Origin of the sequence: Sphingobacterium sp. E70 (assembly GCF_019285695.1) — a bacterium.
Classification (GTDB): domain Bacteria; phylum Bacteroidota; class Bacteroidia; order Sphingobacteriales; family Sphingobacteriaceae; genus Sphingobacterium; species Sphingobacterium detergens.
Genome location: NZ_CP079104.1, coordinates 3,843,693 through 3,863,091, shown reverse-complemented (window position 1 = coordinate 3,863,091; position 19,399 = coordinate 3,843,693). Strand labels below are relative to the sequence as shown.

The following is a 19,399-nucleotide window of genomic DNA, read 5'->3' as shown; positions in this document are numbered from 1 at the left end:
TACTATATACTTAGACCATTCATGGTCATCGGTACTGCCTACGCCGTGAGGTGTAAGGCAGTATTTCTTTCGAGATACATGTTGGTGTAACATTTGTATCTATTCAGGGCATAAAGTTTCAAAAACAACAAAAAGCCCTTAAGTTTACAACAAATTATCGTTCAGCTGGTATTATTCCATGCTGGATCAATAAACAAAATATATGACTATTCTCACCTTTACACTCATCCTCCTTTTGGGTGCTTTTGTTGCGGGACTCTTAGGATCGCTGACAGGCTTGGGGGAGGGGTCGTCGTCATTCCATTGCTGACCCTTCTATTTCATGTTGATATTCGTTATGCTATTGGGGCCGCACTGCTGGCTTCCATTGCCACCTCTTCCGGGGCTGCTACAGCCTATGTCAAAGAAGGGATTACCAATATTCGGCTCGGCATGTTTTTGGAAATTGCAACCACAATCGGTGCTGTCATCGGTGCTGTTATTGCAATTTATATGCCGACCAATACGATCGCCATTATCTTTGGTGTGGTACTGATCTTTTCAGCCGCAATGACGGTGCGCAAGAAAAATGAGCATGCCTTTTCCGGCGGTTCAGCTTTAGCCGAAAAGCTAAAATTGAACAGTACTTATCCATTGGATGGCAAACTTGTCCCCTACAAACTGACCAATGTGGTCGGTGGTTTTTCATTGATGGGTGTCGCAGGTATTCTATCTGGTTTGCTGGGTATCGGTTCGGGTTCTCTTAAAGTACTCGCCATGGATAGCATGATGAAAATCCCCTTTAAAGTCAGTACGACCACGAGCAATTTTATGATCGGTGTGACGGCAGCTGCCTCAGCGGTGGTCTATCTACAACGGGGCTATATGGATCCAGGGATTGCCTTTCCAGTCATTCTGGGTGTACTTTGTGGTGCCATTACCGGTTCAAAGCTTTTGAAAAGAATGAATCCCAAGACCCTGCGTATTATTTTTGCCGTTGCCATCACATTGGTCGCACTGGAAATGATTTTTAATGGATTTCAACATAAATTTTAGGCGAATAAGCTTTACACATTTGATATTCACCAGTATCACACAGTCGAATATCAGTTTTGAACAGTGTAAGTTCAATTACATAAAAATTAATACGCTCGTTTATGCCCTTGGCCATAGACATTTAATAAAAAATTATTTGCAGATGAAACAAGTATTTTCAAAAAACTATTGGAGCGATAAGGACATCTCACTTTTGGTGGGACAGATTTTACGGACAGGTGTTATCTTGGCCTCCTCCGTGTTAGTGATCGGTGGGATCTGGTATTTGATCGTCCACGGACAGGATACGGTACCCAACTATAAAGATTTCGTCGGTGAGGGCAAATCCAATACGACCATCAGCGGTATTATCGTAGGAGCATTCAACAAAAATATTCCCCAGATCATACAACTGGGGTTTTACTTTGATCTGTACACCGATTGTACGGGTGGTCGGCTCTCTTTTGGTTTCGTTATCGAAAAAGATAAGCTCTATATCGTCATCACATTGATTGTGCTGGCTGTGATTATCGGCAGTATATTGAGCGGAGTCAAGGGATAATCCTGTAAAGAGATCAGTCCCTTATCTCTTGGCTCTAAGCCAGGTCGATTTCTCCAGTGCATATTCAAAATTCTTCCGTTCGGGTTCGTTGACATAAGACACCATTTTTTCGGCGACTTTGCTTGCCCCCAAACGTTCGACAGCTTTTTGTGAACGGAAATTTTCAGCACCTACGTGTAAATAGATCTTATCCACAAAATTAAAGGCAAAGTCAAACATCATTTCTTTGACCAAAGGATTGATACCCGCCCCCAATAAGCCCTTGCATAGAAGGTAAAGCCAACAAAAATAGATTTTTCGGCCTCATTCAGACCATAATACCGGGTGCTTCCGATACATTCCCCAGTCGCTTTATCCAAAATAAGATAAGCTGCTTTGCTTTCCAATGCAGCATCAAAAAAGACCGAAAAACCTCCTCTTTCCAGCGGTCTTTGTTGGGATGCTGCTCCCATATCAACGGATCTTTAGCTACTTGATAAAGCGTATCAAAATCACTTGGGTCAATCAACTTTAATACGACCTTATCATTTTCAAGTTTATTCGGTGCTACAAACTTCATTAGAACATGTTTAACGTTGGACTTCTACCAAAATTTTAAATTTCATTAAAAGATACCAATTATTGATGAAACTAAGTTGAATTACGTTTCCTGTTATTCAAATATTACACCAAAATGTCCAATTGACAGATTAGGACAACATATCTTTACTATTACCCTCAATAATAAATTTACCGACAAAGAACAACGAACGATACAATGGATAAAAGATGTCTGGTTTTTTGATTTTCATCGTTTTGCAATTGTGTCACCACTGAAAACAAAAATTCGCCTGAGGCATACGTTTCATAAAATTCTATCATTCTAGCTGCTGATTGTACTTTATAAAGCGCAAATTTTCGTATTTTACACCCTAATGGAACAGTTCAAGGAATTTGTAAAACAACGGATCAATGTCAGCGAAGAAGAATTAAATGATATTGTATCGCGTTATCATGTCAGAAAAATAAAGAAGAAGGAATACTTTTTAAGGGCCGGTGAAGTCTGTCATTATGAAGCTTATGTAGTCAGTGGTCTATTTAAGTCATTCTATGTCACGGCTGATGGAATAGAACATATCCTTCAATTTGCCATAGAAGACTGGTGGGTGGGTGATATTGCCAGTTTCAACTATCAGGAACCGGCTTTACAAAATATTCAGGCACTCGAAGATTCAGTTGTACTCACCTTATCAAAAACGGATAAAGACAAACTCTACGAAGACCATCCGATTTATGAAAAACTTTCCAGAATTATGGCCCAACGTGCACAGATTGCATCCCAGCACCGTATTATCTCCAGCATAGGTTTTACGGCTCAGGAACGCTATCTGGATTTTATCAAGCGCTATCCTAAAATATATCCCAGGATCTCAATATGCAACTGGCCTCCTATCTTGGGGTGACACAAGAGTTTTTGAGCCGCTTAAAAGACAAATTTTAAAGCCTAATCGAAATTCTTGACCTACATCAATTTTTTCTATTCAAGTTTATCCCAACTTTGCAGAAGCTTGTTCAAACAAACATTTTGAACAATTAAACGTTTGATAAATAAACAAATAGAAAACAACATGAATAGATTTTTCCAATTTTTGGCAGTGGCAGCGTTAATGGTTAATGTTGCTGTAGCGCAGGTAAAATGGTCTGCTGATCCGGGACATACCAATGCAAGATTTGATGTAAAACACCTTGGTATCAGTTTTGTCGATGGTCAGTTTACCAAAGTGGAGGAACAGTGGAAACTGCAACCGCTACAAGTTTCAACAATGCAAAAGTAAACTTTTCCATTGATGTCAATAGTGTTGACACGCGTATTGAAGCACGTGACAATCACTTAAAAACAGATGATTTCTTCGCTGCAGACAAATTTCCAAAGATGACTTTAAAATCCGTCACCTTCAAAAATGCGAAAGTGAAAGGTAAATATATTATGGTAGCAGATCTGACCATCCGCGACGTAACTAAAAAGTAACTTTTGATGTTACTCAAAACGGTGGTGTTATTACCGATCCTTGGGGAAAAACACGTGCAGGCTTTACAGCAAAAACAAAAATTAACCGTCAGGATTTTGGGATCAAATACAATGATAAATTACCTTCAGGTGTAGAAGCAGTGGCCTCTGATGTGGACATTATTGTTAATACTGAATTGGTTTTAAACTAAGCAAAGTTCTTTAAATCACCCTAAAAAAGTGGCTACCCAAGATTTAGGATAGCCACTTTTTTTTTAGGGTTTACGACTACTCAGTCATAAGCTCGCCGTTCTCATTCTCGGGCGAATTTCTTTTTTACTTTACAAACCTTTCAACATACCACCATCCAGCGGAATATTGGCTCCAGTGAGGTAGTTGGCGTAGGTCGAGCAGATAAAGGCGACCAGGTAGCCATATTCTTCAGGCTCCCCAAACGAGCAGCCGGCACCTGTTTTAACCGCAATTGCAAGGCTTCTTCATAGGATATACCCAAGCGCTGTGCATCCATATTGGTCAAAGACTGAATTCTTTCGGTATCAAATAGCCCTGTTAATATACTATTGACTGTCACGCCATCCTTTGCAACATCTTCTGAAAGCGATTTGCTCCAGCTTATCAGGGCGGTACGGATGGTATTTGATAAAACCAGATTAGATACGGGCTCTTTTACAGTGGAAGACGATACATTGATAATGCGTCCGTAACCATTTGCCAACATGTAAGGTAAGGCACAAGAAGTCGTATAACAGTGATTTTGAAATAAAAGTTCAAAGGCATGCTGATAGTCCGCCAGATTTTTCTGATCAATCGTTCCCGCTTGTGGTCCGTTGGAGTTATTGACCAGGATATCCACCTTGTTTGATTCAAAATAACGATCTATTTGTACTTTATAGTCTTCATGGTCATTGTAATCGACCAGAATATATTGGTGTGCCTGCCCTTTCGAGCTGTCCAGGCTTTCCAAAGTATGCTTCAATTTCTCCTCACTACGTGATGCTAGGGTAACCGAGGCACCACAGGATGCCAAAACTTTGGCAATCCCGGCACCGATGCCGGCAGAACTTGCGCCAATGAGGGCTTTTTTCCAATTAGATTGATTTCCATAACTATTTCGTATGTTATTAGCTTCAGCTAATTTGTTGTGTGTATTATTCAAAAATATAGATGAACTGGGGACGGTCATTTAATCATTATCTTTTGCCCGGATCATGGCAATAAATAAATAGACCGCAAAGACCCAGGCCGAGCCCAGACATATCCAGGCAAAAACGGAATGCCCCACCATTGCGGTTCAATACGCGCCACAATCACCATTCCTCCCAGTAAGTTGAGGGACATAAACATGATACCGATCACAATGCGGTTGACCCCTTTACGAAGTATGGCATTGAAGGACCGGGCACTGATCAGACGATGATTCAAGGTGAAATTTCCCGTACGGAATAAGCGTACCAAAGCCCGCATATCCTCTGGAAGTTTTCGACATCACGTGCGAAAGACTCTATCTTATGTTTTCCCTTCTTGAAAATCGCTTCTGGCGACAGCCGTTCCATCATGATCCGTCGGGCAAAGGCTTAATGCTCTCCATGATATTGAGATCAGGATAAAGCTGGCGGCCGATTCCCTCCATCAAAGAGATACCCCGCATGAGCTGATAGATATATTCCGGAAAATACAAGCGATTATCACCAATGATCTTCCAGAGTTTATTGAACAGCAGATCAAGACTGAGATCACCTAAGGAAACATTATCAATCATGTCAAATATTTCATATAGGGAGCGTTCAAACTGATTTCGGTCAGGGATATGACTCACTACAGCCACGTCCTCAATAACATCCGCCAGTCGGACCGCATCCTCGGAAATCGCTGATTGGATAAACTCCTCAAGCTGTCGTCGGTCAATTCCGAGCAATTTGCCCATGTTGCCAAAGTCCAGAAAGGCAATACGCCCATCGGGCATTACCATCATATTACCGGGGTGCGGATCACCGTGAAAAAAACCGTGGATAATCACCTGTTCCAGATATAGGTTGATCCCATTTTTCACCAAGGTTTCCACATCCATTCCCCGTCGTTTAATTTCCACGGCATCTGTCACTTTGAAACCATCGAGATACTCCATACAGAGCACGCGGTCGGAGGACATATCAGGGTACACGTTGGGCACCTTGATCAGTTTATTGCCTTTAAAATTTTTAGCAAAGCGCTCAATGTTATGGCGTTCGATGACCAGAGACATTTCCTCTTGCAGGGTCATGGCGAAAGATTCTACGATCAGGAAAGGTTGAGATTTTCCAGTGCGTCATTGTACATGGTCAGAATCTTGGCGATATCACGCATGAGCGCAAGATCAACACGCATGACCTCATCTATTCCTGGTCGACGCACTTTTAAGACGACATTTGTGCCATCTTTCAACGTCGCCCGATAGACCTGCGCAATAGATGCAGCAGCAAAGGGCTCCGACGCGATGGTCTCAAATTGTTCGGTGATGTCAATCCAAGTTCTTCAGCGAGGTATTCCTGAATATCGACTTCAAAGGGCGGGACGTTATCTTCGAGCTTTTTGAGTTCCTCGACAAGATCTTTTGGGAGCAAACCTTCACGGGTGGAAGCCGATTGTCCCAACTTGATAAAGGCTGGTCCGAGCTCTTCCAAAGCCATGCGAATACGCGTATATACACTGATTTTATCAACATCTATATTACGCTCTAAACTCGCTCTTGGCCCTTTCCATGGCAATCGGGCAATGGCATCTTTGAAACCATATTTTGCTAATATGCTTAAGATTTGGGAACTACGCTGTAACTTCTTGGTCGGATTGTACATCATGGACAAGGATTTTCGATAACAAGATACGAAATATCCAAGTCCGAAAAACACAAATACCTTACCTTTTTCGCATCATTCCCTTATTCCGCTTCCATCTGATCCAGGTTTTCTTTGATCTGTTTGACATAATCCCCATAATAGGCACGGATCATAAACTCGGTAATCAACACGATAATAACGATCGAAATAAGTGCCGAAAGGATCATCCATAATATAAAATTGGGATCCAGCTGAAGGGTTTGTCTGAAGTTATATAATTTCTCAAACCAAGCGACCGCCCTATTTTGACCAATCATAATGAGATAAAGAAACAAGGCTTGCGGAATCATCACATAGGCAACGATACGATAGGTCTCCACGGCATATTTGAGATCGTAATACAGCTTGAGAAGATGTTCACGTGATGCCAAAAGATCAATCTGCTTGGCACTTTTGATCAGGTAATAGAACCTGCGGTAATACAACAGGCTCGACAGCGAGATCTGCACAATAAAAAGTAATACGCAAAAGCTGCATACCCTGAGATTTTATAAACCGGCAACATAGGCACAGCAATCAGGAAAAACATGCATACCACCCAGGACACAAATTCCCGCTTGATATTGCGTCTCAGCTTGGCCATGATATTGCCGACCTCCTTATAATGTTTGAGATTTGGATTTTGTAAATCCTCATCTGTAGGCTGTTCCTGCCAAGATTTTTTAATTCATCAAAATTCATAATTGTATTTTTTAATGATTTGTTGAATCCGTTCTTTTGTACGATTTAATTTTACCCGTGCATTGACTTCGGATATACCAAGATGCGCAGCGATTTCGCGATGGCTCTGGCCTTCCAAAAAAAAAGATCAACGCTTTCTCTACGGCATTCAATTCATGCACCGCCTGATAGAATATTTTGAGCTGTTCATCTTTATCCGGATTATAAGATTCGTCCGGAAAATCATGCCGTTCTTCCAGGCTATCGTAAATCTGGTGTTTTTTTTTTCTTTAAAAATACCATCGCGGTATTCAATGCAACACGATACATCCATGTTGAAAATTTACTTTGCTGCTTAAACGTTGCGTAAGACTTCCAGAGCTGATACACAATTTCCTGATAAAGATCTTGCCGTCCATCCTGGTCATCCATATACATACGGCTCACCTTGACGATAATTCCTTTATTTTCGTCAATCAACTGAAGAAATTCTGTTTCCGAATGAGCCAATGGTAAATTTTCTTTAAGATCTTTTCAGGTAATAAGTATAGCAAACAAACAAAGTGTTACAGCTTAATTTAAAAATATGTAAATTGTTCATAAAAAGGAGGCAAATCACGATAATAATTATGGAAAATATATTTTATGAGGACAGGTCATCTGGGCACAAATAGATGCCAATCGGCACATGCGTCATTCTGCCTATGCCGATATCTGTGCACAGGCACGAAGCAACATGTTGAACAAAATGGGTTTTTCTTTGGACAAGTTCGCCCAGTTTCAGATCGGACCGATTCTATTTCGGGAAGAATTGATCTACGCTAAGGAGGTACATCTGGATGAATACGTTCAGGTAAAAGTGGAATTGACTAAATACAATAAAATCAATAGTCGTTTTTCTTTTTTATTCATCAGGTTTATCGCCAGGATGGCACATTATGTTGTACAGTAAACGTTGATGGCGCTTGGCTTGACTTAAAGCTGCGAAAACTAACCAAGTTACCGGAAGAAATGGAGCCCTATCTTGCCAAAGTACCACGTGCGGTAGGATATGAAGAGATTGGATAAAAAAATCCCTCGGAATATTTTTGTATTCCGAGGATCAAAACATAAACTAACCTAAAAAACTATCTTATTTGAGTATCAACTGACCGTCGGTCAGGATGCGCCTATCATATGGGCGTACGAACTATTTTACTTCGATCAAACGCTTTGCGATAATAGCGTCTTCTTTCTTGCCAACAGTTAAAATCAATATTCCACCTTCATAGGCTGCTTCAATATTGCTATAGTCAACCGTTTCAGGCAAGGTAAATGATCTTGAAAATGAACTATAATTGAATTCCTTCTTGCTATATAGTTTTCTTCACTTACTTGCTCTTCTTTTTCTCTGCAGAAATAGTGATCAGATTTTTATCCACATTGATTTTAAAATCTGACTTATCCAATCCCGGAGCTGCCATTTCGATCTTAAATGATTTTTCGGACTCCGAAATATTCACCGCTGGAACACGTGAAACCAAACGATCTGAAATAAAATTATCATTGAATAGATTGTCAAATACAGTATTTACAAATGGATTTACTGCGTCGGTATTTAAACTTTTTGTAGGGAATTTAATTAATGCCATTTTTTGTCCTCCTAATTTTTTTATTTTTTGTTAAGCTTTATTTTCTAACTCTTTTCTAGGGATATTCAATTCACGTACCAGTTGCAAAACAAAGACAAAATGTCATTTTCAAATAATTTAAAGCGACATTTTGACACAAAACACTTAAAAACCTTCCATAAAAGGGCGCGATATTGTCATTGCTTGGAAGACATGATCCCACTACTCGGTATAGCATTAACGTAGCAGTAGGCAAACTGTTTTCGGGCGGATTTAATTTTACAAAACATTAACCTTAGCGCTTTACCCTTCTGGTTCTGGTCTTTCTTGTTGTTCCAGTGCCTTAATCAGCAAAAATTTAACAGCATCGTAGATATAATCTTTTGCCTCTGCATAGAAACATCATAAATCCGTGATACCAATGCATCATATTGCGGAAAGGAGAAAATAATTTAGCGTAATAGGCATCTAGCTGTGCATGAGTGGGTAATTCAAAAGCCAGCCGAAGCTGAAAATCGCCGGATAATTGCTGTATCCAATATCTCGGGATGGTTGGTTGCCGCGATCAATACAGCTTCCGCCGGAAAATAATCGATCAGTTGGATAATCGTATTTACCAGGCGGCGCATCTCCCCCTACATCTTTCTCTTCACTGATCCGTGCTTTTCCGATCTGGTCAAATTCATCGAGAAACAGTACAGCCTTTTCACGTCCTGCCTTGTCAAAGACCTGCTTGATATGCTGTGAAGTCTCACCAATGCGGGATGAGATCAAGTTACTCAGATTCAAGATATAGATCGGTTTGTCGAGTGCCGTCGCCAACGCTTTTGCCGTCGTTGTTTTTCCGCAACCCGAATAACCGTGTAATAGAATCTTGTTGCTTACAGGCAGACCATATTGCGAGAGCTCTCGAATATAGCGATGCTCCTTAATCAGCTGCTGCAGTTTCTGCCGGCTATCTTCCGCTAAAAAAACATCTTCTAATGCTATCTTTTCCTTATCGGCTATAACAAGATCGTAAATATTCATCTTAACAATTTGACACTTTTATACAATGGATCCGCAAATTTAAGCAGGTATTTCAAACTTTTGCTGGTCCAGTTTGAAAATTAATCATTCAGGTATTTCAAACCGACATGCGAATAGGATAAGTCGCCGCCAAAAGGTGGATTCGATTTGCGAATAACAACCTCAATCATTACGGCATGAGGTACCCCTAGCCGAATCTGTTCCAATATTTCTGCCGCTGCAGATTCCAACAGTTTCCGTTTGGGTTGCATCACACGAGCAGTGATCTGATACAGTTCTTCATAATTTAGCGTATTACGCAAATCTTCGGTTTCTGTATTATGAAAAGGGAAAGAGACATCAATAGACACAAAAATTCATTCCCGAGAATCTGCTCCTCCTCGTAATAGCCAATTGGCGCATAAAACCGCGCTTCTTTCAATGAGACTGTCTGTAAAATGGTTGCCATGCACAAACCTAAGCAAATTGTTCCGAAATCAAAAAATCGACAGTTTCGACGATTTCAATAGCATCAGACAAGAGAAAAATCTCATCCATATACATTCATGCACTTAAATAGATCCTATTCTAAAATTATAATTGTATATAAAGGCAAATTTTCCTAAGTTTAAATACACCAAAAACCCAACAGATGAACTTTTCTTTATCTTCGGCACTAACCCTGGCGATCTTATGCGGTTCCAGCGCAATCTATGCCCAAACAAATATGAAACCCAGCGATACAGAATATTACAAACCTGTTCCGCCAACGGTAACACTCAACAAGGGAATCCCAAGTGATGCCATTGTTCTTTTTGATGGCAAGGACCTGAGCAAATGGAAGAGCGAAAAGGGGAATGCAAACTGGACAATTGCCAATAATACGCTTGAAGTAAAACCCGGAACTGGAAATATCGAGACAACCGAGCATTTCGGCGACTTTCAGCTCCATATTGAATGGAAGAGTCCTGAGCTCATCAAGGGCGAAGGACAAGGCAGAGGGAATAGCGGCATTTTCCTGCAGGGGCTCTATGAAATTCAGGTATTGGACAACAATAACAATCCGACCTATGTCAATGGTGGTGCAGGAAGCCTTTACAAGCAACGTCCGCCGTTGGCTCAAGTCATTGTAACGGACAAATGGCATGTATACGATATCATTTACAAGGCTCCCCAGTTTAACAAAGACAGCCTATTGATCAGCAAAGGCACAGTGACTGTGCTCCACAATGGCGTACTTGTCCAGAATAACACCCAGATTGATGGCACAACAGAGTACATTGGACTTCCGAAACAGGTGAGCCATGGTCCCGGCCCCATTATCCTGCAAGATCATGGTGATCTGGTCCAGTTTAGAAATATCTGGCTCCGCAAACTATAGATCGACACAACAATTTCAGTTACACAAGCAACAATTCTGTACTAGGTTTTATAGGGCTATTTCCCTAATTTAGCCCTATAAAATTTAAAAGCAAACTCCATCATAAGAGCAAAAAACACTTATGGTCGGCTCAGCATCATTAAAAATAAATTATTCTAATGAAAAGAATTGCGCTATTCTTCTTGTTGGCAAGTGCCTTAACCAGCCATGCCCAACGAAACCTTAATTTGGAAGAAACGGTATTCGGACCGCGCACCTATGCGCCAACATCGATTACTGCTGCTTCCTGGATACCAAAATCAAACAGCCTCTCTTACCTCGATAAATCGTATCAAAATCTGCTCTCCAAAAGTGCAGCAAACAATTGGACAGAGACGAGCTTGTTATCTAAAACTGAGCTCGAAACAGCTTTGAAAGCTGCAATTCCAAACGAAACATTCAGCTTACGCATGTTTCCTTACGACTACAAATGGCGTGATAGCAATTCACTCCTACTCCAGGTAGATGGGAAGGACAAAGTATATACGGTGGTCTATAATGTCAAATCCAAAAGTATCGAAAGTTTTATCGGCAACGATAGCCAAGGTGCTAACCGCGAATTGAGCACAGACCTTTCTAAAATCGCTTATCTGGTGGACAATAATATCGCCATTGTTGACAAAAATGGGAAAGTATCTGCGGTAACCGACGACAGCGACAAAGGTATTGTCAATGGAAGTGATTATACCCACCGGCAGGAATTCGGTATAAAAAAGGCATGTGGTGGAATGCTCAAAATGACAAATTACTCTACTACCGCAAGAATGAAACCATGGTCGCCAACTATCCACTCCCCAATGGAGTCCGAAAGTTGCCGAAATCAAATGGATAAAATACCCCATGACAGGGCAAAAATCGGAGGAGGTAACACTGATTGTCTACAACAGTGTTACAGGACAAAAAGTAACCTTACAGACCGGAGATCATAGCGAACAATACCTGACCAGTGTAACCTGGGATCCTTCAGGCAAATTCATTTATGTAGGCGTTCTCAACCGCGGTCAAAATGACCTCAAGTTCAATAAATACAATGCTGAAACCGGAGCGCTGGTTAAAACATTGTTTGAGGAAACCGCAACAACTTGGGTAGAGCCAGAAAATCCACTTACCTTCTTGCCAAACACAGCGGATCAATTTCTTTACCAATCCGACAAAGATGGCTACAACCAGCTTTATCTCTACAATACGGAGGGAAAACTGATCAGAAAATTAGGCTTTAAGGACATAGTGCTAGAAAATCTCTTGGACTTCTCAGCTGATGGAAACAAAATAAGTTATATCGGTGTCACCAACAATGGGATGGACCGTCAATTATTTGAGGTAGACCTCAAATCCGGAAAAACAGTACAGCTAACAAATGAATCGGGTATACACCAGGCATCGTTGAGTGGTGATGGCAAATATATCTATGACCAATATAGTGACCTGAAAACCCCAAACATGATCCAGATCAAAGAGGTCAAATCGGGTAAGGGAACTGTTCTGGTCAAAGCTGACAATCCATTCAGCGGAAAAATTAATAATCCAAAAATAGAATTTGTCCAACTGACTTCGGCTGATGGCAAATATCCACTGACCGGCCGTATTATCTATCCAAATGATTTTGACCCTGCCAAGAAATATCCAGTCATGTATTATCTGTATGGTGGTTCTCATTCGCAATTGGTTTCCAACAAATGGCTAGGTGGAGCAGGTTACTTTGATCTCTATATGGCCCAACAGGGATATATTGTTTTTACAATGGACAATCGCGGCACCAATTACCGAGGCCGTGATTTTTATACGGCTACTCACCGTAACCTTGGCCAAAATGAAATGGCCGATCAGCTCAAAGGAATTGAATTCCTAAAATCAAAATCCTTTGTCGATCAACAACGTATGGGGATCTTCGGCTGGAGCTTCGGTGGATTTATGACGACTTCATTTATGTTACATCATAACGACATTTTTAAAGCCGCAGTCGCTGGAGGTCCAGTTATTGACTGGAAGTTTTATGAAGTAATGTATGGCGAGCGTTATATGGACACACCTCAGGAAAACCCTGAAGGATATAAACTGACATCCCTGTTGAACAAAGCGGATCAGTTAAAAGGGCGCTTATTGATCATCCATGGCGCGCAAGACCCTGTGGTTGTACAACAAAACAGCATGGAGTTTTTGGAAGCCTGTATTAAGGCCGGGAAACAGGTCGATTATTTCTTATACCCTACCCACGAACATAATGTGATGGGCAAAGATCGTATCCATATGTACGAGAAAATTGCGGATTATTTTAATCAGCATCTAAAAAAATAAATAGTTAACAGCTTATCATACAAAGGCGCCTTTCTTTTCGGATTGGCGCCTTTGTATTTTTTCGGGTTACGCAACGGAAAGCCTATTCGTAAAATAGGCGATTCAACGGCTAATTTGAATATTGTTCCAATCCTTCAGAAAGACTATACAGTGTCCAATGTTTTGCTTTAATAGCGTCGGATTCTGTCTGGAGCAACCTGATAAAATCCCGCACCCCCAGCTCTTCATTACCATTCCCATGAATCAAAACAATGCTACCATTATGCACCGGTTGCCCTTTAGCCAGCCAAGCATCAGAGCCAACGGCAATTAGACCAAAAGATAGCAGCTTTTCGATAATCGCACGATCCGAAACCAAACCTGGGCAGCGGAAAAAGACAGAAGGCATAAGTCCATTTTTCAGCATCAATTTTTCATTGGCCAGTATTTCATAACTTAAGTTGGTACCCTGCGACAAGAGAAAATTAGAACTCAATGGCTTATTGTTAAAAACATGATCATAGGTATGATTAATCCAAGTGATCTCGATCCCCTTTTTCTCCAAAGATTTCAACCAGGCCAAGTCGCTTGGATGATTTAACAGCCATTTCCTGACACAGACACCGCCAATGGCAGTGTACTGTCCAGCCCCTTAAATGCAGATAGTACATCCTCAAAAATATCCTTGTCCAAAGGTTTATGGGAAGGACACAAATCAATCGTTAAGTTTATTCCAGATTCTTTGGGCAGTCTAAAATTCAGTCCCGCATCCTGCAGATTATTTTCGGTTTTCCTCGCGATGGAAAAACAACTTGCATACACTGTTCCAATTAAGCTTTTGTTGACCTGTACAGAATCTCTACTACGGACTTTAAGCAACTTACTATCCACAATACGGGTCTCTAGTGTCATTGGATCTACTATGAGATAATATTTACTTCCCATGACCGTAAAACTTCGTATCCCGATCAGCGGTCGGGCGTTTTCCTGTACGGCAATCCATTCTCTTTTATAATTATCCAGATCCCCATGGGGAATCTGGGCAAAAGCGAAACTGAAGAAGAAAAGGAATACGATCGTAAATACAAGCTGTTTCATCATTAATTACCGCTTGTCCTTTTGGGCTGTAAATTTGTTGGCCAAGCCATTTGTTTACCAGTTTTATCCACAGGTAATACGATTTTCTCTCTTGACACCAATGCAGGCTCCTCACAAGCAAGGTAAGTTAATACCGCAACAATAATCGCATTCTGCTTGACTTCGTCGAAGACAATTTTATCGTAGGTATCCCGATTCGTGTGCCAGGTTACTTTTCCATAATCCCAAGAAATGGAAGAAAGACCAAAGGCCGGAATCCCTTTTTGTACAAAAGAAGAGTGGTCACTTCCGCCTGTACCCGGCATTCCCGGAAAGCTGGTCTGGATCTCGTTGCGAAATTCTTCGGGTAGATATTGTAACCAACGGCCGATATATTCATATGCCTTTTCAAAACCACTGCCGCCGATACGCACAATACGTCCCGTTCCATTATCCTGGTTCCATACCACCTGAATATTTTTTGCGATATCGGGATGATCCTCCACAAAAGCCGACGAGCCATTCAAGCCCTGTTCCTCGCTCCCCCAATTACCGACCAAGATCGTTCTTTTATTTTCGGGATATACTTTCCGCAGGATACGAACTGCTTCCATCATTGTAATCACCCCCGTTGCATTATCTGTCGCACCCGAAGCACCATCCCATGAATCTAAATGTGCAGACAAAACTACATACTCATTGGGCTTCTCTTTTCCTTTGATCTCGGCAATGCTATTATAAGTTTTTGCTGTACCGAGTTCCTTGGATTTACCCTGCAAGAGTATACGCGGTTTGACGCCACGCACAGCCATACGATGAAGGAGGCTATAATCCTCCAAAGCAATATTAAAAACAGGAATCTGCTTCGATTTCGCATCAAAAATCCGTGTAAGCCCCGGCAGTTCTGTCCAGTAAGAATCGATCACACCTACAGCACCAGCGGTTTCCAATGCCAATGGTAGTGTACGTCGTGTACTCCCAGTATAGGTCATACTGAGCTCCCATTGCTTGAGCTGTCCACTCTTTAAGGCCTGATATTTTTCATAACCCTGGGCAGAGGCAGATTCCTTCCAGTTGGCATCCGAACGACCCGAGATCGGGTTCATGCCAATCAGGACAATTTTACCTTTACCGTCTTTAACCAAGATTGGAAATCAGCCTGAGAACTAAACAAAGGCATCGCCACCACTTCTGCTTCTACACCTTTTTCCTTCGTCATCGGACTAAAGGCTAATTGCGTCCCTTCGAGTGATTTGATCCGTGGATAGGTCATCGTTACCGCTGAGGTCCCTCTTTCCCAGGAACGCCATTCTCCATAAGGTTCATTTCGTGCATCCGCACCAAGTGCGGTGTATTTTTTGACCACCCAGTCGTGTGCCTGCTGCATCTGTGGACTCCCCACCAAACGTGGACCGATCATATCAACAAGTTCAAAAGCATAGTTTTCGAGCTGGGAATTTGCCTGAGCTTCCTGAACAATAGCCGCAACAACAGCATCTTTATTTTGTGCAAAAATCGCTGAGCTACTCAATAGCATAAATGCCAACCCAAAAGACTTCAAATTTCTCTGTTTAGTATATAGTTTCATTTGTAATTTAATTAGTTCACCACTCCGTAGGTTCTGTTGAATTGGTTTTTTCCGAAAATTACTAAAGATAATTCAAAAACATATTCCAAAAAAATAGGGATGCCTTTGGACACCCCTATTACAACATTAGTATATGGTTGGTTGATTATCTAAACAGCTTCTACTTTGGATTTTTCGTAGCTCTCCTGATGCACAGAGGCTACTGCTCTTCCAGATGGATCATTTAGATTTTGGAAAGAAGCATCCCAAGCAAGGGCTTCCGGTGTGCTACAAGCAACAGATTTTACTGAAGGAACAGTCTGTGCAGCAGCTGCGGAAGGAAAATGCGATTCGAAGATTGTTCTATACAAAAACTCTTCCTTGTTCTTTGGTGTATTGATTGGGAAACGTTCGGCTGCTGCTGCAAATTCCTGATCAGAAACCTTGCTTTCTGCCTGCTCTTTTAAGGTATCTATCCAGCTATAACCGACACCATCCGAGAACTGTTCTTTTTGACGCCAGGCGATGCTTTCCGGAAGATAATCCTCAAAAGCTTTACGCACGACCCATTTCTCCATTTTACCATCACGGATCATTTTATCGAATGGATTGATACGCATGGCAATATCCATAAATTCTTTATCCAGGAAAGGTACACGTCCTTCGACACCCCAGGCTGCCAGCGATTTATTTGCACGTAGACAGTCATAGAGGTACAGTTTTTTCAGTTTACGAACAGTTTCCTCGTGAAACTCCTGCGCATTAGGCGCCTTGTGAAAATATAAGTAGCCGCCAAAAAGCTCATCTGACCCCTCACCAGACAACACCATTTTGATGCCCATGGATTTGATCACACGTGCCAGTAAGTACATCGGAGTCGAAGCGCGGATAGTCGTCACATCGTAAGTCTCCAGGTGATAGATCACATCGCGGATGGCATCCAAACCTTCCTGAATGGTGAAGTTGATTTCATGGTGGATTGTTCCAATATGATCAGCAGCCTTTTGTGCTGCAATTAAATCTGGTGCACCTTTCAAGCCAACAGCAAAAGAATGCAATTGAGGATACCAGGCGTCCTCTTTATCGTCAGTTTCAATACGTTTAGATGCAAATTTTTTTGTAACCGCAGCAATCACAGAAGAGTCAAGACCTCCCGAAAGCAATACACCATAAGGAACATCAGACATTAATTGGCGATGTACTGCATCTTCAATGCTTTACGCAATACGGCGATATCAGTCTCTTTATCTTTCACCGTGTCATAGCTTTCCCAATCGCGTTGGTACCAACGTTGCGGTGTTGTACCTTCTTTACTATATAAATAATGTCCCGGAGGAAATTGCTCGATCGTCTCGCAGAAACCTTCCAAAGACTTTAATTCAGAAGCGACAAACAGTTGTCCTTGCGCATCCTTTCCGTAATACAATGGGATAATCCCCATATGGTCACGGGCAACAAAAAATGAGTCATCACGCGAATCATATAATGCGAAACCAAAGATACCGTTCAACTCATCGACAAACGATGGTCCCTTGGCTAAATACAATGCCAATATTACCTCCGAATCACTCTGTGTTGCGAACGCATAATCCGGAAGGCTATTCCTTAATTCATGGTGGTTATAGATCTCGCCATTTACAGCCAATACAACTTTGCCATCCGGACTGTACAAAGGTTGACTACCTGATTTCGGGTCAACAATAGCTAATCGCTCATGAGCCAATAAAGCTTTCTCGCCCGTAAATATGCCAGACCAATCTGGACCACGGTGACGAATACGTTTTGACATTTCCAATACTTGGGATCTCAATGAGTCTGCAGGTTGCTTCAATTCAAAAGCGCCAATAATTCCACACATATTATGAAAATTTTAAATATTTCGTTTTTACATTATGTTCTTGACACAAAGTAAAACAATTAAAAACTAAATTCATAATAATTTTTAATTTTTATTACACTTTTACTAAAAAACACCTTTTAAACAAATAAAATTAGCAACAAAACAACTATTTATTTACAATAATCACACAATAGATTAACAACAGCTTTCAAGATTTATCATTAAATTCACTTAGTAATCAAATAAACCAAAGACATGGATCTAATAGGAACTTTTTACAGTGATCTCGCAATTACGCCTGATGAGCTGAATTCCATAAAAGAGAAACACCAAGCCATTACGATAAAAAAAAAGGTGATTTTATACTACACAAGGGACAGGTTTCAAATGCCTACTATTTAATAGAATATGGCCTTACACGATCTTTTTTGCACGACTACGAAGGCAACGAGGTCACGATCGGCTTTTGCAGTGACAACGATGTGGTTATCGAAGTTGCATCTTTTTCCAGCGTACGCCCACAGTGGAAAATATTCAGGCGCTTACAGATACCAAGCTTTGGAAAATACGATTTGAAGATCATCAGGAACTATTCCATCGTATTCCTGAATTTCGGGAATGGGGACGTTCATGGATGGCAGCAGAACTGGTACACAGCAAAAACAGAGCTATTGCCATGATCACCGAACCCGCGACCAGCCGATACCTGCGTCTGATCAAAGAAAAACCAATCCTGATCCAGCAGGCTCCTTTAAAACATATCGCCTCTTATCTCGGCATCACAGATACCTCACTGAGCCGTATCCGAAAGGAAATTGTTCACGGCAATTAAAGATTTTTCTTGTCAGCGAAGGTCCATTTTTCAAATCTTGCCTTAGGGCAAGATTTTTATCAAAACTTCAGCCTAATTTTATCTTCAGGTCCAAAGACAGTCCTCCTGGTTACTGCTCATTGGAAGAAAATTTGAGAAGATAAGGTATAACGCGGATCTTTAGCAGTATCAACGCAAAAAGATACGCATCAAGAGATAATCAATATATTCAAAAATTAGAAATCATGGCAAAATTACACGCTTATTTAAATTTCGATGGTAACTGTGAAGAGGCTTTCACATTTTATGAGAAGGTTTTCAAACCAAAAATCCGGGATACATGCGTTATGGTGACATCCCCGCAGATCCACAAATGCCAGCAATTCCAGATGAGGCCAAAAACAAAATCTGTCATACAGCCATTTCCATCAATGGCGAGAGCATGCTTATGGGCGCAGATGTCGTCCCAGCTTTCGGTCAGCAGTACGTACAGGGCAATAATACTTATGTGATGTTAGTGACAATGCTGAGGAAGCAAAAACCTTACATACGGCGTTAAGTGCCAATGCAAAAGTAGTGGAAATGCCCTTGGGAGAAACATTTTTGCCGAACTCTACAGCTCATTCCAGGATCAGTTTGGCATCTGCTGGATGGTCTATTTTGGTGGCAGTAAAG

The 19,399-nt window shown here is 41.3% G+C and carries 29 protein-coding genes and 3 pseudogenes; 11 read left to right on the top strand and 21 right to left on the bottom strand.

The features are described from left to right. The first annotated feature begins 202 nt into the window (after positions 1-202). Together KUH03_RS27135 and KUH03_RS27130 are read left to right on the top strand one after the other, a co-directional pair. Positions 203-1,035: pseudogene (locus KUH03_RS27135) on the top strand (sulfite exporter TauE/SafE family protein). A 142-nt stretch (positions 1,036-1,177) separates the two neighbouring features. Continuing rightward, entirely contained in the window at positions 1,178-1,576 is a 399-nt protein-coding gene (locus KUH03_RS27130; RefSeq protein ID WP_257087593.1) for a DUF1634 domain-containing protein, read from the top strand. 21 nt (positions 1,577-1,597) lie between these two features. On the opposite strand, the gene KUH03_RS27125 is transcribed toward KUH03_RS27130, so the two are convergent. Further along, a complete protein-coding gene (locus KUH03_RS27125; protein WP_257087592.1) occupies positions 1,598-1,831 on the bottom strand; it encodes a GNAT family N-acetyltransferase in 234 nt (77 codons plus the stop codon). A 52-nt stretch (positions 1,832-1,883) separates the two neighbouring features. After that, positions 1,884-2,135 carry a hypothetical protein gene (locus KUH03_RS27120; RefSeq protein ID WP_257087591.1) on the bottom strand — a complete coding sequence of 84 codons (252 nt, stop codon included), beginning with the start codon at positions 2,133-2,135 and terminating at the stop codon, positions 1,884-1,886. A 355-nt stretch (positions 2,136-2,490) separates the two neighbouring features. Between KUH03_RS27120 and KUH03_RS27115 the strand changes: the two genes are divergently transcribed. From KUH03_RS27115 to KUH03_RS27100, 3 genes and pseudogenes are all read left to right on the top strand, one after another. After that, the gene (locus KUH03_RS27115; RefSeq protein WP_257087590.1) at positions 2,491-3,018 is read left to right on the top strand and encodes a Crp/Fnr family transcriptional regulator; all 528 of its coding nucleotides are present in this window, start codon (positions 2,491-2,493) and stop codon (positions 3,016-3,018) included. A gap of 165 nt (positions 3,019-3,183) precedes the next feature. Beyond that, positions 3,184-3,584, top strand: a pseudogene (locus KUH03_RS49200) (YceI family protein). Between the two features lie 29 nt (positions 3,585-3,613). Further along, positions 3,614-3,775, top strand: coding sequence for a YceI family protein (locus KUH03_RS27100; RefSeq protein WP_257097364.1), 162 nt, complete (start codon positions 3,614-3,616; stop codon positions 3,773-3,775). Between the two features lie 140 nt (positions 3,776-3,915). Here the strand turns inward: KUH03_RS27100 and KUH03_RS27095 are convergent, their stop codons facing one another. From KUH03_RS27095 to KUH03_RS27060, 8 genes are all read right to left on the bottom strand, one after another. Further along, complete coding sequence (locus KUH03_RS27095; RefSeq protein WP_257087587.1) at positions 3,916-4,740, bottom strand: SDR family NAD(P)-dependent oxidoreductase; 825 nt, start codon at positions 4,738-4,740, stop codon at positions 3,916-3,918. A gap of 50 nt (positions 4,741-4,790) precedes the next feature. Further along, positions 4,791-5,048, bottom strand: coding sequence for a hypothetical protein (locus KUH03_RS27090; RefSeq protein WP_257087586.1), 258 nt, complete (start codon positions 5,046-5,048; stop codon positions 4,791-4,793). Between the two features lie 88 nt (positions 5,049-5,136). After that, complete coding sequence (locus tag KUH03_RS27085; protein ID WP_257097362.1) at positions 5,137-5,862, bottom strand: AarF/ABC1/UbiB kinase family protein; 726 nt, start codon at positions 5,860-5,862, stop codon at positions 5,137-5,139. Further along, the gene (locus KUH03_RS27080) at positions 5,862-6,029 is read right to left on the bottom strand and encodes an AarF/UbiB family protein (protein ID WP_257097360.1); all 168 of its coding nucleotides are present in this window, start codon (positions 6,027-6,029) and stop codon (positions 5,862-5,864) included. The genes KUH03_RS27085 and KUH03_RS27080 overlap by 1 nt, the downstream gene beginning before the upstream one ends. Beyond that, positions 6,002-6,418, bottom strand: coding sequence for a hypothetical protein (locus tag KUH03_RS27075; RefSeq protein ID WP_257087585.1), 417 nt, complete (start codon positions 6,416-6,418; stop codon positions 6,002-6,004). The genes KUH03_RS27080 and KUH03_RS27075 overlap by 28 nt, the downstream gene beginning before the upstream one ends. A gap of 80 nt (positions 6,419-6,498) precedes the next feature. Beyond that, positions 6,499-6,906 carry a hypothetical protein gene (locus KUH03_RS27070; RefSeq protein ID WP_257087584.1) on the bottom strand — a complete coding sequence of 136 codons (408 nt, stop codon included), beginning with the start codon at positions 6,904-6,906 and terminating at the stop codon, positions 6,499-6,501. A 221-nt stretch (positions 6,907-7,127) separates the two neighbouring features. Continuing rightward, positions 7,128-7,256, bottom strand: a complete 129-nt coding sequence (locus KUH03_RS27065) for a sigma factor-like helix-turn-helix DNA-binding protein (protein ID WP_257087583.1) — start codon at positions 7,254-7,256, stop codon at positions 7,128-7,130. Between the two features lie 122 nt (positions 7,257-7,378). Next, on the bottom strand, positions 7,379-7,627 hold the full coding sequence (locus tag KUH03_RS27060; RefSeq protein WP_257087582.1) for a sigma-70 family RNA polymerase sigma factor: 249 nt from the start codon (positions 7,625-7,627) through the stop codon (positions 7,379-7,381). Positions 7,628-7,775: 148 nt separating this feature from the next. Here KUH03_RS27060 and KUH03_RS27055 point away from each other — a divergent pair, with 148 nt between their 5' ends. Continuing rightward, positions 7,776-8,069: a thioesterase family protein gene (locus KUH03_RS27055; protein WP_306429810.1), complete on the top strand. Its 294-nt coding sequence runs from the start codon at positions 7,776-7,778 to the stop codon at positions 8,067-8,069. A 237-nt stretch (positions 8,070-8,306) separates the two neighbouring features. On the opposite strand, the gene KUH03_RS27050 is transcribed toward KUH03_RS27055, so the two are convergent. From KUH03_RS27050 to KUH03_RS27030, 5 genes and pseudogenes are all read right to left on the bottom strand, one after another. Then, entirely contained in the window at positions 8,307-8,426 is a 120-nt protein-coding gene (locus KUH03_RS27050) for an Hsp20 family protein (RefSeq protein WP_257087581.1), read from the bottom strand. A 61-nt stretch (positions 8,427-8,487) separates the two neighbouring features. Beyond that, positions 8,488-8,748 (bottom strand): Hsp20/alpha crystallin family protein, encoded by a 261-nt coding sequence (locus KUH03_RS27045; protein ID WP_257087580.1) that lies wholly within the window; start codon positions 8,746-8,748, stop codon positions 8,488-8,490. A 470-nt stretch (positions 8,749-9,218) separates the two neighbouring features. Continuing rightward, a complete protein-coding gene (locus KUH03_RS27040; RefSeq protein ID WP_257097356.1) occupies positions 9,219-9,356 on the bottom strand; it encodes an ATP-binding protein in 138 nt (45 codons plus the stop codon). Between the two features lie 25 nt (positions 9,357-9,381). Continuing rightward, positions 9,382-9,756: pseudogene (locus KUH03_RS27035) on the bottom strand (AAA family ATPase); the annotation flags it as partial. An 80-nt stretch (positions 9,757-9,836) separates the two neighbouring features. Then, positions 9,837-10,058, bottom strand: a complete 222-nt coding sequence (locus KUH03_RS27030) for a dihydroneopterin aldolase (RefSeq protein WP_257087579.1) — start codon at positions 10,056-10,058, stop codon at positions 9,837-9,839. Between the two features lie 329 nt (positions 10,059-10,387). On the opposite strand from KUH03_RS27030, the gene KUH03_RS27025 reads away from it, so the two are divergent. From KUH03_RS27025 to KUH03_RS27015, 3 genes are all read left to right on the top strand, one after another. Then, complete coding sequence (locus KUH03_RS27025) at positions 10,388-11,116, top strand: DUF1080 domain-containing protein (RefSeq protein WP_257087578.1); 729 nt, start codon at positions 10,388-10,390, stop codon at positions 11,114-11,116. A gap of 158 nt (positions 11,117-11,274) precedes the next feature. Next, positions 11,275-12,084: a DPP IV N-terminal domain-containing protein gene (locus KUH03_RS27020; RefSeq protein ID WP_257087577.1), complete on the top strand. Its 810-nt coding sequence runs from the start codon at positions 11,275-11,277 to the stop codon at positions 12,082-12,084. Then, positions 11,996-13,450, top strand: coding sequence for a prolyl oligopeptidase family serine peptidase (locus KUH03_RS27015; RefSeq protein WP_257087576.1), 1,455 nt, complete (start codon positions 11,996-11,998; stop codon positions 13,448-13,450). Before KUH03_RS27020 ends, KUH03_RS27015 begins: the two co-directional genes overlap by 89 nt. Before the next feature lie 109 nt (positions 13,451-13,559). Here the strand turns inward: KUH03_RS27015 and KUH03_RS27010 are convergent, their stop codons facing one another. From KUH03_RS27010 to KUH03_RS26985, 6 genes are all read right to left on the bottom strand, one after another. Further along, complete coding sequence (locus KUH03_RS27010; protein ID WP_257087575.1) at positions 13,560-14,003, bottom strand: hypothetical protein; 444 nt, start codon at positions 14,001-14,003, stop codon at positions 13,560-13,562. Positions 14,004-14,026: 23 nt separating this feature from the next. Then, positions 14,027-14,530, bottom strand: coding sequence for a hypothetical protein (locus tag KUH03_RS27005; RefSeq protein ID WP_257087574.1), 504 nt, complete (start codon positions 14,528-14,530; stop codon positions 14,027-14,029). Then, positions 14,530-15,651, bottom strand: a complete 1,122-nt coding sequence (locus KUH03_RS27000; RefSeq protein WP_257087573.1) for a M20/M25/M40 family metallo-hydrolase — start codon at positions 15,649-15,651, stop codon at positions 14,530-14,532. Before KUH03_RS27000 ends, KUH03_RS27005 begins: the two co-directional genes overlap by 1 nt. After that, complete coding sequence (locus tag KUH03_RS26995) at positions 15,618-16,094, bottom strand: hypothetical protein (RefSeq protein WP_257087572.1); 477 nt, start codon at positions 16,092-16,094, stop codon at positions 15,618-15,620. The genes KUH03_RS27000 and KUH03_RS26995 overlap by 34 nt, the downstream gene beginning before the upstream one ends. A gap of 149 nt (positions 16,095-16,243) precedes the next feature. Then, positions 16,244-17,260, bottom strand: a complete 1,017-nt coding sequence (gene asnB, locus KUH03_RS26990; protein WP_257087571.1) for an asparagine synthase B — start codon at positions 17,258-17,260, stop codon at positions 16,244-16,246. After that, positions 17,260-17,931 (bottom strand): hypothetical protein, encoded by a 672-nt coding sequence (locus tag KUH03_RS26985; RefSeq protein WP_257087570.1) that lies wholly within the window; start codon positions 17,929-17,931, stop codon positions 17,260-17,262. Before KUH03_RS26985 ends, asnB begins: the two co-directional genes overlap by 1 nt. A 505-nt stretch (positions 17,932-18,436) precedes the next feature. On the opposite strand from KUH03_RS26985, the gene KUH03_RS26980 reads away from it, so the two are divergent. After that, positions 18,437-18,745, top strand: a complete 309-nt coding sequence (locus KUH03_RS26980) for a Crp/Fnr family transcriptional regulator (protein ID WP_257087569.1) — start codon at positions 18,437-18,439, stop codon at positions 18,743-18,745. A gap of 319 nt (positions 18,746-19,064) precedes the next feature. After that, entirely contained in the window at positions 19,065-19,283 is a 219-nt protein-coding gene (locus KUH03_RS26975; protein ID WP_257087568.1) for a hypothetical protein, read from the top strand. Positions 19,284-19,399: the final 116 nt, after the last annotated feature.